We start from the raw sequence: 14,197 nt of genomic DNA, 5'->3' as shown, positions 1-14,197 counted from the left end.
GCTCGCGAGGGCGCTGGTAGCGTCCCGGTCACACCCCTGCCGAGCCCCTCCGGGCGAGCCGAAAGGCGCGTACGACGTGACACCGAAACCGGCCACCAGGCGGATCGCCGTCCGGTACGCCGCCGAGGGCGGCGGCTCCGGCCCGCTCACCCGCGGCCAGGACAACATGATCCGCTGCATCCGGCGCGACGCCCCCGAGCAGATCAACAAGGAGTCCGTCTGGCCGGTGCCCCACGGCACCTCGGTCTCCTCCGGGCTGGTCGCCCTGCGCCTGCTGGTCGAGCGGCACGAGTCGCTGCGGACGTCGTTCCCCGCCGGGCCCGGCCCGGACGGCTTCCCGGACCGCCAGGTGGTGCACCGGGGCGGCCGGTTCGCCGTCGCCGTGGTCGAGGCGGCCGGCCGATCCGACGGCGAACTGGACGCGATGGCAGCGGAGTCGGCGCGTGTGGACGTCGCCGTCCCGGTGGACCTCGGCGCGCCGCCGCGCATCCGGTTCACCCTGGTCGCCGAGGGCGAGCGACTGCTGCGGCTGGTCGCGGTGGTCTGCCACGCGGGCGCCGACGGTGCCGCCACCGCGGTGCTGATCCACGACTGGCACGCCCTCGCCGCCGGAAAGGAGCTGCCGCCGGTCACCGCGCCGACCCCGCTGCAGGTCGCCGACGCCGAGCAGGGCGTGCAGGGCCGGCGCAGGTCCGCCGCCGCCCTGCGGCACTGGGCCCGGGTCCTGACCACCGGCCCGCAGGTCGTCTTCGCGGACGCCCGGATCACCGGACCGCCGCGCGACCACGGCGCGCTGCTGGTCCGCTCGCGCACCGCCGCCGACCACCTCGCCGCCGTCTGCCGACGCACCGGCGCCAGCCCGTCCGTCGTCCTGCTCTCCGTGTTCGCCGCACTGGTCGCCCACCGCTCCGGCCGGAGCGAACTGGTGCTCTCGGCGCTCTCCGCCAACCGCCAGCGCGCCACCCTGGTCGACCACGTCGGCACCCTCGCGCAGGACGCGCTGATCCTGCTCGACACCGGTGTGACCGATCTCGACCAGCTGATCGGCCGCACCAAGTCCGTGTCGCTGAACGCCTACTGGCACGGCTCGCTGGACGCCGGACAGGTCTGGCGGCTGATGGAGGACGCGGCCCACCTGCGCGGGAGCAGGTTCCCCCGGCAGGTCGTCGTGAACGACCTGAGCCTGACCATCCCGGCCGCGGTCGCCGACGCCCAGCCGCGACCGGTGGCCGACCCCGAACTCACCGTGCTGCCCGCCCCGCCGCTGCCGGTCCGGCTGATGTTCACCATCCTGCGGATCACCGGCAGCCTGGACTTCGCCCTGCTCGCCTGCCCCCAGGTGCTCGACCCCGAGGAGACCGAGCGCTTCGCCCTGGCGCTGTCGGCCGTGCTCGCCGCCGCGGCCGAAGGACCCGTGCCGCTCGCCGACCTGCCCGCCGCGCCCGGCCCGCCGGTGGACGGCCGAGGCGGCGAGTGGCGGCTGGTCGACGGCTCCTGGATCGATCTCGCGGCCGTCCGCGAGCTGCTCGACACCACCCTCGGCGAGCACCGGCTCTCGGTGAGCGAGGGCAGGCTGGTGGCGGAGGTCGTCGCGCCCGACGCCGGGTTCGGCCCCGCCGACGCCCACCGCGCCGTGGTCGCCGCCCTGGCCGGCCGGGAGACCGCGATGGCGCCGCACCACTACGTCGTCCGACACGGCACGGCGGCGGGGGAGCGGACCGAGGCCGGGAGCGGGCGGGACCTGGACGTGGCCGCCCGGCTGTCCGCGCTCACCTGAACGGATGAGCGCGGCGGTCCGCGCGGCGCTCACCCGGTCGGGCCCCGGCGCTCACCCGGTCGGGCCCCGGCGGTCGTCCGCCGGCCCCCTCGGGAGGTCCTCCCAGGAGCAGTCGGAGGTCGCCCCGGAGGTGAGCCCCCAGGGGTTCGGCACCTCCTCCTCGGTGCCGCCCTGCACCGGCAGTCGGTCGATCACCGCGACCAGCGCCGGCGGCAGCTGCGGGGCCAGCCCCCGGTGCACCCGGGAGAGGATGTGCCGCCGTACGTCGTCCGGCAGCAGTGGTCTGGTCATCCGCAACGTCCTCGGCCCGGGCGGCCGTTCCGCCGTGGCGAGCTGGTCGGACCAGGCCCGCCAGTAGTCGGCGTCGTCGGTCTCGCCGAGCATCAGGTGGTGCAGGTGCAGGCAGTACGCGGCCGTCCCGCTGCCGGAGCCGGCCGCGAAGCGCCACCAGAACTCGGCGCCCTCCTCCTTTCCGGTGGCGTACAGCAGCGCGCCGAACACCTCGGCCCCCTCCGGCTCGATCCGGCGCGCGTTCACCAGCAGGTCGAGTCCGCGCGAGGCGTCCGGCGCGCCCAGTACCAGGGCCACCACCAGGCCGAGTTCGAAGGCGGCCTGCTCGTGCTCCGACGGGAGGTGGGCGGGCGCGGCGGTGATCCGCGCCTGGCGCAGGGCGGCGATCCGTTCCGCGTGCGGGCGTTGGGGCCTGGGCACCCGGACCGCCGGGCGCTCCGCTTCGGCCCGGCCCGGCTCGCCCGGAGCCCGCGGCCGGGCTCCCTCCGTCACAGTTCGCCTCCCCGGTCGGGGAGTTCGCGCACCCCGAGGCCGCGCGCGAGCCGCTCCCGGGCGTGCCGGAGGTTGGAGTGCACCGTCGCCGCCGGCCGTCCCAGGTACGCCGCGATCACCTGGACGTGCAGACCCAGCAGGTACCGCAGGATCACCACGTCCCGCTGCCGGTCCGGCAGTTCGAGGATGGCCGCGTACAGCCGCACCTCGTCCGCCTCGCTGTGCAGCAGCCCGTTCGCCACCTGTTTGAAGGCGCCGATCACCGCCGCGAAGGTCACCGCCTCCACCTCGACCGGCTCCTCGGCGGCCACCCAGTCGGAGACGTGCCGGTTGGCCAACCGCCAGGCGTAGGCGGCGGGTTCCTCGAACCGCAGCACCTGCGGCCAGTAGCGGGACAGATCGGCCTTCACCGCCCCGACCACCAGCGCCGCGTCGGACCGGTTGCCTATGCGGGTCAACGCGAGGGCGTGCCAAGCGGGTTCATGGGTCTCGCAGAAGGCGGCATAGGCGAGGTCCAGGCGGGGGCCGTGCTCGGAACGGAGGTCGGACTCCGGGCCGTCCGTGCGCCCGGCGGCCGTCCGGCCGGTGCACGCCACAGTGGTCGCACCCCGGTGGCCGCGCACGGCGGCACCCCTGTCGATCGTCATCGAGCCTGCTTTCCGTGGCCGTCGGCTGCTCGCCGGGCCACCCGAGGGTCGGGCTGTCTGTGCCCATCCTCATTCCATCAGGCCTGTCACTCCAGGCTGCAATCCGAATACAGATTGTCATCTCATGGGCTTCAGCGATTCATAGGAACACTGGGAAGGTGTTCGGATCGTGATTGGCCCCCGGCCACCCCGGGCAGCAAACGACCGATCGGGATCGGAGCCGATCGGGAACGGAGCCGAGGAGGATCGGGATGGGCCTTTACGACGGCGTGGACCTGCGGTTGAACGTGCCGCACTCGGCCCGGATGTACGACTATTTTCTCGGCGGCTTCACCAACTTCGCCGCCGACCGGGAAGCCGCCGGGCACGCCCTCGCGGTGGCGCCCTGGGTGCGCACCGGTGCCCGGGCCAACCGCTCCTTCATGCACCGCTCGACCCGGACGCTGGCCGAGGCCGGCTTCGACCAGTTCCTCGACATCGGCACCGGCATCCCGACCTCGCCCAACCTGCACGAGGTCGCCCAGCGCATCCGGCCGAGTGCCCGGGTGGTCTACGCCGACAACGACCCGATCGTGCTCTCGCACGCCCAAGCCCTGCTCACCGGCACCCCCGAGGGCCGCACCGCCTACGTCGAGGCCGATGCCACCGATCCGGCCGGGCTGCTCGCCGCCCCCGGCCTGCGCGAGACCCTCGACCTCGCCCGGCCCGTCGCGCTCTCCCTCAACGCCCTGCTCCACTTCGTCCCCGACGAACTCGGCGCGTACCGGGTGGTCGAGCACCTCAAGTCCGCCCTCGCCCCCGGCAGCGCCCTGGTGATGACCCACGTCACCCCGGAGTTCGCCCCCGAGGACATCGCCGACCTGGTCCGGATCTACTCCTCGGCCGGCACCGCCGTCCAGGCCCGGAGCCGCCCGGAGATCGCCCGCTTCCTCGACGGCTGGACACTGCTCGCCCCGGGCCTCGTCCCGATCCCGCGGTGGCGCCCGGTGCCCGGCGAGACGGTGGTCTCCCCCTCGGAGGCCACGGGGTACGCGGCGGTGGCCGTCAAGCCGTGAACCACCCGATGGATTCCGGCCGCTGACGAACCATCGGGGAGCGGTTCGCGTCCTGCTGGTCGAGCAGGCGGCACGCGCCGCGACATTCGATCGGAGGAGGAGCATGCACCCGCAGCCCTCGGAAGCCCGCCACGGCCGCCGCGCCGTCCTCGGCCTCGGGGCGGCCGTCGCCGTCACCGCCGTCACCGCCGCGGCCGGCGGACCGGCGTTCGCGGCGACACCGGACGACCGGGCCGCGGAGGCCGGCCGCCACCCGGCCCTCGCCGCCCTCGAACGCGAGCACTCCGCCCGCCTCGGCGTCTACGCCCGCAACCTGTCCACCGGTCGGACCGTCCGGTACCGCGCGGACGAGCGCTTCCCGATCTGCTCGGTCTTCAAGACCGTCGCGGTCGCCGCCGTCCTGCGCGACCTCGACCGCGACGGCGGGTTCCTCGCCCGGCGGATCCGGTACACCGCCACCGACCTCGAGCGGGCCGGCGGCGCGCCGGTCACCGGCCTGCCCGGGAACCTGGCGAACGGGATGACCGTCGCCGAACTCTGCGCCGCCGCCGTCGAGTACAGCGACAACACCGCGGCCAACCTGCTGCTCCGCGAACTCGGCGGGCCGCCCGCCGTCACCCGCTTCGCCCGTTCGATCGGCGACCGCGTCACCCGGCTGGACCGCTGGGAGCCCGAACTCAACAGCGCCGAGCCCGACCGCGCCACCGACACCACCACCCCGTCCGCCATCGGCGCCACCTACCGCCGCCTCGCGCTCGGCGACGCCCTCCCACCCCGCAAGCGCGAGCTGCTGACCACCTGGCTGCGCGGCAACACCACCGGCGTCCACCGCTTCCGCGAGGGCCTTCCGCCGGACTGGGCCCTCGGCGACAAGACCGGCACCGGCAGCTACGGCACCAGCAACGACGTCGGCATCGCCTGGACCCCGCGGGGCGTCCCGGTCGTCCTCGCGGTCCTGTCCACCAAGCCCGCCGACCCGGGTGCCCCCAAGGACGACCTGCTGGTCGCCCGGACGGCCGCGCTGCTCGTCCCCGAGCTGGCCTGAGAATCACGCGCGGGCCCCGGGGGTCGGAATCCGCCGGGGCCCGCGCGTCGCCAGGGCCGACCTGGTGTCGGCGGCTCACATGGTGTTGACGATGAGCCCGATGTGGGTGAAGTAGTTCAGCCCGCCGAAGACCAGGAAGGCGAGCCCGGCCAGCCCCCAGACGACGCCGATCACCGGGGTCATCCACCGCCTGGGCGCGCGCAGCGCGAACGGGAAGAGCAACGCCCCGACGCCGACCAGGACGTACAGCCCGGACATGAAGCTGGCTTCCAGCCACGGCCAGTCCGAGAACTCCCCGGAGATGGGCTCCTCGGGCGGGGCGGCGAAGAGCGTGTACCTCCAGCCCGCGGCGGCGATGCCGAAACAGGCGAGGCCCATGCCGAAGACGAACACCGAGATGGGCGCGGCGACCCGGGTCGTCCGGTCGGCGCCGTCCGCGGCGAGGAGGTCGCCGCCGCGCTTCCAGAGGTAGAAGGAGGCGGTGAGGAGGAAGACGCCGAACGCCAGGGCGGGCTCGCCGAAGATGACGTTGTCGAACGGGAAGCCCTGCCCGGCCAGCGGCCAGGTCAGGGTCATGTGCAGGCCGGTGGTGACGAGGGTGAACCCCAGCGCCGCGAAGGCCAGTGCCCAGCCGTCGAGCGTGACGCCGGTCCGGCGGACGAGGAGCAGGCGCCCCAGGGCCACCACGAGGAGCAGTCCGGCCCCGGCGGCCACCGACATGATCGTGTTGTACGTCGGCATCCGGGCCCAGTCGATCTTCAGACCGGATGCGGCGAGTGGCATGACGTGCTGAATCATGGGTGAGGCATGACACAATTCGCTCCGCCGCCACACCCCGCGCCGCGCGGGTTCACCCGGCGGGCCCAACGGCGCCGTCCCGGCCGCCCCACCCGCGCGCCCGCGCCACCCCTGGCACAGACTGGTGGGGGACCGATGCTGCCCCGCGACGCTGGGAGAGGCATGCTGCTGGGACTCACCACCGCGCTGGTCGCCACCGTCTGCTTCGGCTTCGGGGCGGTCTTCCAGGCCCGCGGGGCGCGGTCGGCGCCGCGCGCCGACCGGGTCCGGGCGGGTCTGCTGGCGGCCCTGGCGCGGTCCTGGCAGTTCATCACCGGCACGCTGCTGGACATCGTCGGCTTCGTGCTGAGCATCGTCGCGCTGCGCACCCTCCCGCTGTTCCTGGTGCAGGCCGTCACCAACGCCAGTCTGGCCGTCACCGCGGTGGCCGCCGTCCGGCTGCTGGGCGCGCGGCTGCGCCGGGGGGACCTCGCGGCCATCGTCGCGGTCGTCGTCGGACTGACCCTGCTGGCGCTCGGCTCCGGGCGGGAGGGCCGCAACCACGCCGCGTCCGCCTTCCACTGGTCGCTGCTCGCCACCACCGCCGTCATGCTGCTCGCCACCCTGGTCCTGGCACGCCGGGACGGCACTGCGGCCGCGGCCGGCCTCGGCCTGCTGGCCGGGGCCGGCTTCGGCGTGACCAGTCTGGCCGTACGGGTCCTGGACGCCTCCGGTCCGCTCGCCGTCCTCACCGACCCCGCCGCCTACGCCCTCGCCGCCGGCGGCCTCGGCGGCTACCTCGCCTACGCCCTGGCGCTGCAGCGCGGCACGGTGACGGCCGCGACCGCCGCCGGAACGGTGACCGAGACCTTCGGCCCGGCACTCGTCGGCGTGGCGGTGCTCGGGGACGCCACCCGCCCCGGGTTCGAGTGGTGCGCGCTGGCGGGCTTCGCGGTCGCGGTGGGCGGCACCTTCGCCCTCTCCCGCTTCGGCGAGCCGGAGGGCGAGTGCGCCGAACCGTCCGCCCCGCGCCGGGACGCCGAGTCGGAGCCGGCCGCCCCGCCGCCCCGGTAGCCCGGGCGGCGCCGCCATGCGAAGGTGACTTGCCGGACAAAACGGACGGCGACCCGGTCACAGAGCGGCAGGTGCCCGATGGCGGAGGAGCCCCACCCCCGGCCCCGGAGGTCGGACCCGAAGGACGTCACGGACACCACGGACGCCACGGACACCGAGGCCCCGAGGCGCCGGACGGAGCGGGCAGGCCCTCCCGTCGCACTGATCACCGGCGCCTCCTCCGGGATCGGCCTCGCCACCGCCACCCGCCTGGCCGACGCCGGCTGGCACACCCTGCTCTCCGGCACCGACCGCGCCCGCCTCGACGAACTCGCCGACCGCACCGGCGGCCGGGCCCTGCCCGAGGACCTGGCCAAGCCGGACGGCCCGGCCCGCCTCGCCGAAGCCGCCCTGGCCGAGGCCGGCCGGGTGGACGCCCTGATCGCCAGCGCCGGCCTGGGCTGGCGCGGCCCGTACGCGCAGACGCCCTCCGACACCCTGGACCGGATGATCGAGGTCAACCTCGCCGCCCCGCTGCGCCTGGTCCGCCTGCTGCTGCCCGGCATGCTGGAGCGCCGACACGGCCGGATCGTGCTGATCGGCTCGATGGCCGGCCAGGTCGGCGTCCGGGAGGAGTCCGGGTACGCGGCCACCAAGGGCGGGCTGACGATGTTCGCGGAGAGCCTCTGGTACGAGCTGCGCGGCACCGGGGTGGGGGTGCGCCTGGTGCTGCCGGGAGCGGTCGACACCCCGTTCTTCGACCGGCGCGGCACCCCGTACCAGCGCGAGCGGCCGCGCCCGGTCCCGGCGGAGCGGGTCGCGGACACCGTGGTCGCGACCATCGCCACCGGGCGCGACCGGCTCTACGTCCCGCAGTGGCTCGGCTTCCCGGCCCGCGTCCACGGCGTGGCACCCGGCGTGTTCCGCCGGATGGCCGCGCGCTTCGGGTGAGCGCCGCCGCGCACCGGGCGGGCACCGCCGCCGCGACAGCGCTCGCCACCGCGGCGGCCGTCGAGTTCCTGCACCTCGCCCCGGCCGCCGTCCGGCTACCGCCGCTGCGCCGCACCCTGGCCCGCCGCACCGCGGGCCACGGCACCACACCGGGCCACGTCGCCCTGACCTTCGACGACGGCCCCGATCCGCGCGGCACCCCGTACGTCCTCGACGCGCTGGACGAACTCGGCGCCCGCGCCACCTTCTTCCTGCTCGGCGACATGCTGGAGCGCGCCCCCGCACTCGGCCGCGAACTGGTGGCGCGCGGCCACGAGGTGGCCGTCCACGGCTGGTACCACCGGACGCAGCGGTACCCGGCCCCCGCCCGCGACCTGCGCGAACTGCGCCGCGCCACCGAGGCCGTGGCAGGACTCTGCGGCGCCCGCCCGCACTGGTACCGCCCGCCGTACGGGGTCCTGACCGCCGGCCCGGCCCTCGCCGCCCGCCGCCTCGGCCTGCGCAGCGTGCTGTGGACGGTCTGGGGCCGCGACTGGACGGCGCGGGCCACCGGCGAGTCGGTCTACTCGACCGCCCGTCCCGGCCTCACCGCCGGCGCCACCCTCCTCCTGCACGACTCCGACTGCACCTCCGCCCCGGACTCCTGGCGGGCCACCCTCGCCGCCCTCCCGCTGATCGCCGCCCACTGCCGCGCGCGCGGACTCACCCTCGGCCCGCTGCGCGACCACGGGGTGCCGCTCGGCCGCCGCTGACCTCTGCGGGGACGCCGACCCGCGAGGAGGACGTCGACCTGTGCGGGGACGCCGACCCGCGAGGGGCGCTCGCTACCCCAGACCGATCCGCCGCAGCGCCGACCCGAACCCCTCCTGCCAGGCCGCCGGTGTCGCGCCGACGGACGGCGGCGGCTCAGGGCGGCCCAGCGCGGCCAGCGCGTTGCGGACCACCTCGGCGGGGCGGGCAGTGGCGACCTCGGCGTGGCCGAGCTCCAGCTCGTGCTGGAGGTTGTCGCGTCCGTGCCCCTGCACCACGTCGAGGAGCAGCAGCCGCCGGCCCAGCGCCCGGGCCTCGCCGCAGGTGTCACCCGAGGCGGTGACCACCAGGTCGGCGGCGGACATCAGCTCGGGGATCCGGTCGGTGTGGCCGAACGGGTGCAGCCGGGGCCGGCGGCGCGCGGTGGCCCGCAGCCGGCGCTCCAGTTCCCGGTTGCGTCCGGCCACCGCGAGCACGTGTGGCCCGGCGGCGGCCAGCTCGGCGGCGGTGCGCGCGAGCGGGCCGAGCCCCCAGGCGCCCGACATCAGCAGCACGCACCGGGCGTCCTCCGGGACGCCCAGTGCGGAGCGCGCCGCGGACCGGGTCGGCGGCCGGTAGAACGGCCGGCGCAGCGGCGCCGGCACGACGACGACGTCGGCCTCCGGCCGGTAGCGCCGCACCGCGCACGCGGCGACCTCCGAGGTGACCAGGAACAGGTCCGTCTCCTCCTGCACCCAGAGCCGGTGCGGCGTCACGTCGGTGCAGAACACGAAGTGCCGGAACTCCCGCTCCGGCGCCTGCCGCAGCAGCCGGTTGACCGCGGAGGTCGCGGTGGCGAACACCGAGACCACCAGTCGCGGGCGCTGCGCCTCGACCAGCTCCCGCAGGGCCGGGACCAGCCGGCTGCGGGCCGCCGCGTCGGCGAGCAGCGCGATCCGGGCGCCCGGCCGCAGTGCGGAGAAGTGGAAGGCGTCGTACACCCCCGGCAGGTCGAGCAGCCGGCGGAACACCGCCTCCCCGGCCGCGCCGGAGCGCTGCCCGAGCAGGGCCATGGCGTCGACGGTGTGGGTGGTCCAGCCGCGTTCCCGCAGGGTGTCCGCGCAGGCCTGCGCCATCACGTCGTGGCCCTGGCCGAGCGAGCCGGAGACCAGCAGGGCGTGCGGCACCGGGCGGCCCGTCAGGCGCGGGCGGCCGGGCCGACGGAGGCCCGGTACCAGTCCGCGTACCGCCGCACGCCGTCCGTGAAGTTGGTCTGCGGTGACCAGCCCAGCAGCCGCTTGGCCTGCGCCGAGGAGATCCGCCGCCCCGTGTAGTCGGCCTTCCGCCCGTCGATGTGCTCGATGCTGACGGGGCCCAGCAGCCAGTCCACGGTGTCGGCGATGTCCCGCACCGTGACGGCCGTCGAGCCCTCCAGCGCGAAGGTCTGGTCCTCGGCGTCGGGGGAGAGCGCCCGGACGTGGGCGTCGGCGAGGTCCTCGACGTAGACGAAGTTGCGGCTCTGCCGGCCGTCCCCGGCGATGGTGATCGGCCGTCCGGCGAGCGCGGCCTGGACGAACCGGGCGACGACCAGTTCGTCCCGCATCCGGGGGCCGTACGGGATGCCGTAGCGCAGGATGGTGAAGTGCTGCCCGTAGAGCTCGCGGTAGCTGTGCACCAGCATCTCGGAGGCCAGCTTGGTGGCCACGTACAGATGGCCGCTGTGCTCCAGCTCGATCGGCACGTGCTCGTCCAACTCCTGTTCCTCGCCGTCGAGTTGACCGTCGGAGAGGGCGGCGCCGTAGACCCACACGGTGCTCGCCAGCACCGTCCGGCTCAGACCGCTGCGCCGGGCGGCCTCCAGGACGGCCTCGGTGCCGCCGATGTTGCTCCGCACCGCGCCGACCGGGTCGGCGGACACCTGTTCGACGTCGGCCATCGCGGCCAGGTGGTAGACCACCTCGCTGCCGGCCAGCGCCGCGGTCAGGGCCTTGAGGTCGAGGACGTCGAGCCGCGCGTGCTCGGCGTCGGGGTTGAGGTACTTGTCGGTGGTGTCCACGGCGAGGACGTCGTGGCCGGCCGCGATCAGATGGTCCACGACGTGTGAACCGATGAACCCGCAGCCCCCGGTGACGGCGATCCGCACGGTCTTGCTCCCTTCGCTCCGGTCACCCGGCCAGGCGGCGGTGCACCGCGGAGACGGCGTCGACCACCTGTTCCGTCTCGTCCTCGGTCATGTCGGAGTGCACCGGCAGGCAGACCTGCCGCGCGCAGACGTCCTCGGCCACCGGCAGCGGACCGCGCCGGTGGGGGGCGAGCACCGGCTGGAGGTGCAGCGGCAGGTCGTAGACCTCGCCGGACAGCCGGACCCCGTGCTCCTCGGCCACCAGCCGCTTGAACTCCGCCCGGTCCACCCCGTGCGGCAGCAGCGCCACGTACTTGTAGTAGTTGCCGCGGCAGCCGGGCGGTTCGAGGACCGGATCGAGGCCGTCCAGGCCCGCCAGCGCCGCGTCGTAGCGGTGGGCGACGGCCCGGCGGGTCTCGATGAACTCCTTCAGCCGGCGCAGGTGCACGGCGCCGATCGCGGCGTGCGGCTCGCTCATCCGCCAGGCGTAGCCGGGCTTGACGTGGTGGTTGGTGGTGAAGGAGCCCTTGCCCTGGTCGCGGTAGACCCGGGCCTCGTCGCGCAGCTCCGGCGACTCGGTGAGGATCATCCCGCCCTCACCGCTGGTGGTGACCTTGGTCGGGTAGAAGGAGAAGGACCCGGCCAGGCCGAAGGTCCCGGCGGCGCGTCCGTCGAAGCTGCTGCCGTGGGCGTGCGCGGCGTCCTCCACCAGCGGGATGCCGCGCCGGTCGCACAGCGCGCGCAGGGCGCCGGCCTGCGGGCCGACCAGTCCGCCGATGTGCACCAGGACGACGGCGGCGGTGTCCGGGGTGAGCGCCGCCTCCACGGTCTCGGGGGAGAGCGCGAGGGTGGCCGGGTCGACGTCGGCGAACACGGGGCGGCCGCCCGCGTGCAGCACCGCGCCGGCGGTCGCGTAGAAGGTGACGGCGGGGACGACCACGTCGCGGCCCCGGACGTCGACGCCGCGCAGGATCACCTCCAGCGCCGCCGTGCCGCTGCTCACCGCGACGGCGTACGAGGCGCCGTGCTCGGCGGCGAAGGCCTGCTCGAAGCGCTCGGTCCACGGACCGAGGGTGAGCGAGCCGGTGCCGAGCATCTCGGTCACCGCTTCGGCGACCGCCGCGCGGTCGCTCTCGTCGAACACGATGCGGGCGGCTGGAACGCCCATGGGGCACCTCCGGCGGCGGGCTGCGGAAGCAGCACCGATCGGGTCGGATCCTCCCGAACCGCGTGGAAAGCGGACGGGTCAGGAGGATCACGCTACTTCGCCCACCGGGCCGCGGCCCGCCGTCGCGGTCCGCCCGGGTGACCGAACCTGCCTCCGCCGCAGGTCGGAGCAGTGCTTCCGGGGTGGGAGGAGTGCTCCTCCGTACGGGGGAGGGCCCTACTGCGTCCGCAGTACGCAAACGGCCTGCGCACGGACGACGACGGATGAGGGGTCGGCGATCAACGATTGGTCATGCTGCGGCGGACCGCGTCCACCAGGACGTCCGGCCCGCCTCGGCGCGTCCGAGAACCGCATCCGAAGGAGTCCGCTCTCCCGTGGCCACGTTCCTCTACCGTCTGGGCCGATGGACCTTCGTCCGGCGCCGGCTGGTGACCTTCCTCTGGGTCGCCGTGCTGGCGGCCGTCGGGGTCCTTGCGGCCAAGGCACCCGCCGCACCCGACGACGGCTTCGCGATGCCGGGCACGGAAGCGCAGAAGGCCTTCGACCTGATGAACGAGCGCTTCCCCGGCGGCCACGCCGACGGGGCCTCGGCGCGCATCGTGTTCGTCGCCCCCTCCGGCCAGAAGATCACCGCCGCCCCCAACCAGCAGGCGGTCGAGCGCACGGTCGACGAGGTCGCCAAGTCCGAGCAGGTCACCGGCGCGGTGAACCCGTTCAAGATGCAGGGCGCCGTCTCCCAGGACGGCACCACCGCGTACGCGACGGTCAACTACTCCGCCAAGGCGGGCGAGGTCTCCAAGGCCGCCACCGACACCCTGGAACAGGCCGCCCAGCACGGCCGGGACGCCGGGCTCAAGGTCGAGATCGGCGGCAACGCGCTGATGGCCAAGCCCGATGCGGGCGGCAGCAGCGAGGCGATCGGCATGGCGCTGTCCGCCGTCGTCCTGGTGATCACCTTCGGCTCGCTGCTCGCGGCCGGCCTGCCGCTGTTCACCGCGATCGTCGGCGTCGGCCTCGGCATGGCGCTGATCGCGGCGCTCGGCAGCACGCTCGGCCTCTCCACCACCACCGGCACGCTCGCGATGATGCTCGGCCTCGCGGTCGGCATCGACTACGCGCTGTTCATCGTCTCCCGCTACCGCGCGGAGCTCGCCGAGGGCCGGGCACCCCAGGAGGCGGCCGGCCGGGCGGTCGGCACCGCCGGATCCGCGGTGGTCTTCGCCGGCCTCACCGTGGTGATCGCGCTGGCCGGCCTCTCCGTGGTCGGCATCCCGATCCTGGCCAAGATGGGCATGGCCGCCGCCGGGACGGTCGTCATCGCCGTGCTGGTCGCGCTCACCCTGGTGCCCGCGCTGCTCGGCTTCCTCGGCCGCAAGGCGCTGCCGCGCAAGGCCCGCAAGGCCCGCGGTGCGGCGGCCCCGGCCGCGAAGGAGAACGGCGGTGCCCGCTGGGCCCGCTTCGTCGTGCGCCGCCCGCTCGCGGTGCTGCTCGGCGGTGTGATCGGCCTCGGCGTGCTCGCCGCCCCGGCGCTCGACCTGCGACTCGGCCTGCCGGGCGACGAGGCCAAGCCGACCTCGACCACCCAGCGCCGTGCCTACGACCTGCTCTCCGAGGGCTTCGGCCCGGGCTTCAACGGCCCGCTGACGGTCATGGTCGACGTCAAGGGCGTCACCGACCCGAAGGCCGCCGTCAACGCGGTCGAGAAGAAGGTCTCCGGCGTGCCCGGGGTCGTCGCGGTGACGCCGCCGATGTTCAACAAGGCCGGCGACACCGCCATCCTGAACGCCGTCCCGGCCACCGGTCCGAGCGATGCCAAGACCAAGGACATCGTGCACGCCATCCGCGGCGACGCGGCCGGCCTGAAGTCGGCCACCGGCGCGACGGTCCTGGTCAGCGGCACCACGGCGATGAACATCGACGTCTCGCAGAAGATGTCCGACGCACTGCTGCCCTACCTCTCCGTGGTGGTCGGCCTGGCCGTCATCCTGCTGCTGGTGGTCTTCCGCTCGATCCTCGTCCCGCTGAAGGCGGCGCTCGGCTTCCTGCTCTCGGTGGTCGCCGCGCTCGGCGCCGTGGTCGCCGTCTTCCAG

The 14,197-nt window shown here is 74.9% G+C and carries 13 protein-coding genes; 7 read left to right on the top strand and 6 right to left on the bottom strand.

Annotation, left to right across the window (positions count from 1 at the left end; genetic code table 11):
- Positions 1–76: 76 nt before the first annotated feature.
- On the top strand, positions 77–1,777 hold the full coding sequence (locus tag ACFRAR_RS23235; RefSeq protein WP_380700056.1) for a condensation domain-containing protein: 1,701 nt from the start codon (positions 77–79) through the stop codon (positions 1,775–1,777).
- A gap of 51 nt (positions 1,778–1,828) precedes the next feature.
- Here ACFRAR_RS23235 and ACFRAR_RS23230 read toward each other — a convergent pair whose 3' ends face one another.
- Together ACFRAR_RS23230 and ACFRAR_RS23225 are read right to left on the bottom strand one after the other, a co-directional pair.
- Positions 1,829–2,560: a hypothetical protein gene (locus ACFRAR_RS23230; protein ID WP_380700055.1), complete on the bottom strand. Its 732-nt coding sequence runs from the start codon at positions 2,558–2,560 to the stop codon at positions 1,829–1,831.
- Positions 2,557–3,207 carry an RNA polymerase sigma factor gene (locus ACFRAR_RS23225; RefSeq protein ID WP_380700054.1) on the bottom strand — a complete coding sequence of 217 codons (651 nt, stop codon included), beginning with the start codon at positions 3,205–3,207 and terminating at the stop codon, positions 2,557–2,559. Before ACFRAR_RS23225 ends, ACFRAR_RS23230 begins: the two co-directional genes overlap by 4 nt.
- 251 nt (positions 3,208–3,458) lie before the next feature.
- On the opposite strand from ACFRAR_RS23225, the gene ACFRAR_RS23220 reads away from it, so the two are divergent.
- Positions 3,459–4,262 (top strand): SAM-dependent methyltransferase, encoded by an 804-nt coding sequence (locus ACFRAR_RS23220; RefSeq protein WP_380700053.1) that lies wholly within the window; start codon positions 3,459–3,461, stop codon positions 4,260–4,262.
- 103 nt (positions 4,263–4,365) lie between these two features.
- Positions 4,366–5,307 (top strand): class A beta-lactamase, encoded by a 942-nt coding sequence (gene bla, locus ACFRAR_RS23215; protein ID WP_380700052.1) that lies wholly within the window; start codon positions 4,366–4,368, stop codon positions 5,305–5,307.
- A 75-nt stretch (positions 5,308–5,382) separates the two neighbouring features.
- Here the strand turns inward: bla and ACFRAR_RS23210 are convergent, their stop codons facing one another.
- Entirely contained in the window at positions 5,383–6,090 is a 708-nt protein-coding gene (locus tag ACFRAR_RS23210; protein ID WP_380700051.1) for a DUF981 family protein, read from the bottom strand.
- A 177-nt stretch (positions 6,091–6,267) separates the two neighbouring features.
- Here ACFRAR_RS23210 and ACFRAR_RS23205 point away from each other — a divergent pair, with 177 nt between their 5' ends.
- The 3 genes from ACFRAR_RS23205 (at position 6,268) to ACFRAR_RS23195 (ending at position 8,840) form a co-directional block, all read left to right on the top strand.
- Positions 6,268–7,158, top strand: coding sequence for a DMT family transporter (locus tag ACFRAR_RS23205; protein WP_380700050.1), 891 nt, complete (start codon positions 6,268–6,270; stop codon positions 7,156–7,158).
- Positions 7,159–7,236: 78 nt separating this feature from the next.
- Positions 7,237–8,088, top strand: coding sequence for an SDR family NAD(P)-dependent oxidoreductase (locus tag ACFRAR_RS23200; protein ID WP_380700049.1), 852 nt, complete (start codon positions 7,237–7,239; stop codon positions 8,086–8,088).
- A complete protein-coding gene (locus ACFRAR_RS23195; protein WP_380700048.1) occupies positions 8,085–8,840 on the top strand; it encodes a polysaccharide deacetylase family protein in 756 nt (251 codons plus the stop codon). The genes ACFRAR_RS23200 and ACFRAR_RS23195 overlap by 4 nt, the downstream gene beginning before the upstream one ends.
- A gap of 72 nt (positions 8,841–8,912) precedes the next feature.
- On the opposite strand, the gene ACFRAR_RS23190 is transcribed toward ACFRAR_RS23195, so the two are convergent.
- Genes ACFRAR_RS23190 through ACFRAR_RS23180 form a run of 3 tightly spaced genes read right to left on the bottom strand, consistent with a single transcriptional unit; the run spans position 8,913 to position 12,107 of the window.
- Positions 8,913–10,004, bottom strand: a complete 1,092-nt coding sequence (locus ACFRAR_RS23190) for a hypothetical protein (RefSeq protein ID WP_380700047.1) — start codon at positions 10,002–10,004, stop codon at positions 8,913–8,915.
- An 11-nt stretch (positions 10,005–10,015) separates the two neighbouring features.
- Positions 10,016–10,960, bottom strand: coding sequence for an NAD-dependent epimerase/dehydratase family protein (locus ACFRAR_RS23185; protein WP_380700046.1), 945 nt, complete (start codon positions 10,958–10,960; stop codon positions 10,016–10,018).
- A 22-nt stretch (positions 10,961–10,982) separates the two neighbouring features.
- Positions 10,983–12,107 carry a DegT/DnrJ/EryC1/StrS family aminotransferase gene (locus ACFRAR_RS23180; RefSeq protein WP_380700045.1) on the bottom strand — a complete coding sequence of 375 codons (1,125 nt, stop codon included), beginning with the start codon at positions 12,105–12,107 and terminating at the stop codon, positions 10,983–10,985.
- 374 nt (positions 12,108–12,481) lie between these two features.
- Between ACFRAR_RS23180 and ACFRAR_RS23175 the strand changes: the two genes are divergently transcribed.
- Positions 12,482–14,197, top strand: a 1,716-nt coding sequence (locus ACFRAR_RS23175; protein WP_380700044.1) for an MMPL family transporter, incomplete at its 3' end; no start/stop codon positions are given.

Source organism: Kitasatospora sp. NPDC056651 (assembly GCF_042792155.1).
Lineage (GTDB): Bacteria > Actinomycetota > Actinomycetes > Streptomycetales > Streptomycetaceae > Kitasatospora.
The sequence above is the reverse complement of the archived record's forward strand: the minus strand, read 5'-3'. Positions and strand labels throughout refer to the sequence as shown.

What these genes read in the sequence shown, in the direction of transcription:
- bla (WP_380700052.1), top strand. Translation starts at nt 4,366, where the DNA reads ATGCACCCGCAGCCCTCGGAAGCCCGCCACGGCCGCCGCGCCGTCCTC.
- ACFRAR_RS23200 (WP_380700049.1), top strand. Translation starts at nt 7,237, where the DNA reads ATGGCGGAGGAGCCCCACCCCCGGCCCCGGAGGTCGGACCCGAAGGAC.
- ACFRAR_RS23210 (WP_380700051.1), bottom strand. Translation starts at nt 6,090, where the DNA reads ATGCCACTCGCCGCATCCGGTCTGAAGATCGACTGGGCCCGGATGCCG.
- ACFRAR_RS23225 (WP_380700054.1), bottom strand. Translation starts at nt 3,207, where the DNA reads ATGACGATCGACAGGGGTGCCGCCGTGCGCGGCCACCGGGGTGCGACC.
- ACFRAR_RS23180 (WP_380700045.1), bottom strand. Translation starts at nt 12,107, where the DNA reads ATGGGCGTTCCAGCCGCCCGCATCGTGTTCGACGAGAGCGACCGCGCG.
- ACFRAR_RS23205 (WP_380700050.1), top strand. Translation starts at nt 6,268, where the DNA reads ATGCTGCTGGGACTCACCACCGCGCTGGTCGCCACCGTCTGCTTCGGC.
- ACFRAR_RS23220 (WP_380700053.1), top strand. Translation starts at nt 3,459, where the DNA reads ATGGGCCTTTACGACGGCGTGGACCTGCGGTTGAACGTGCCGCACTCG.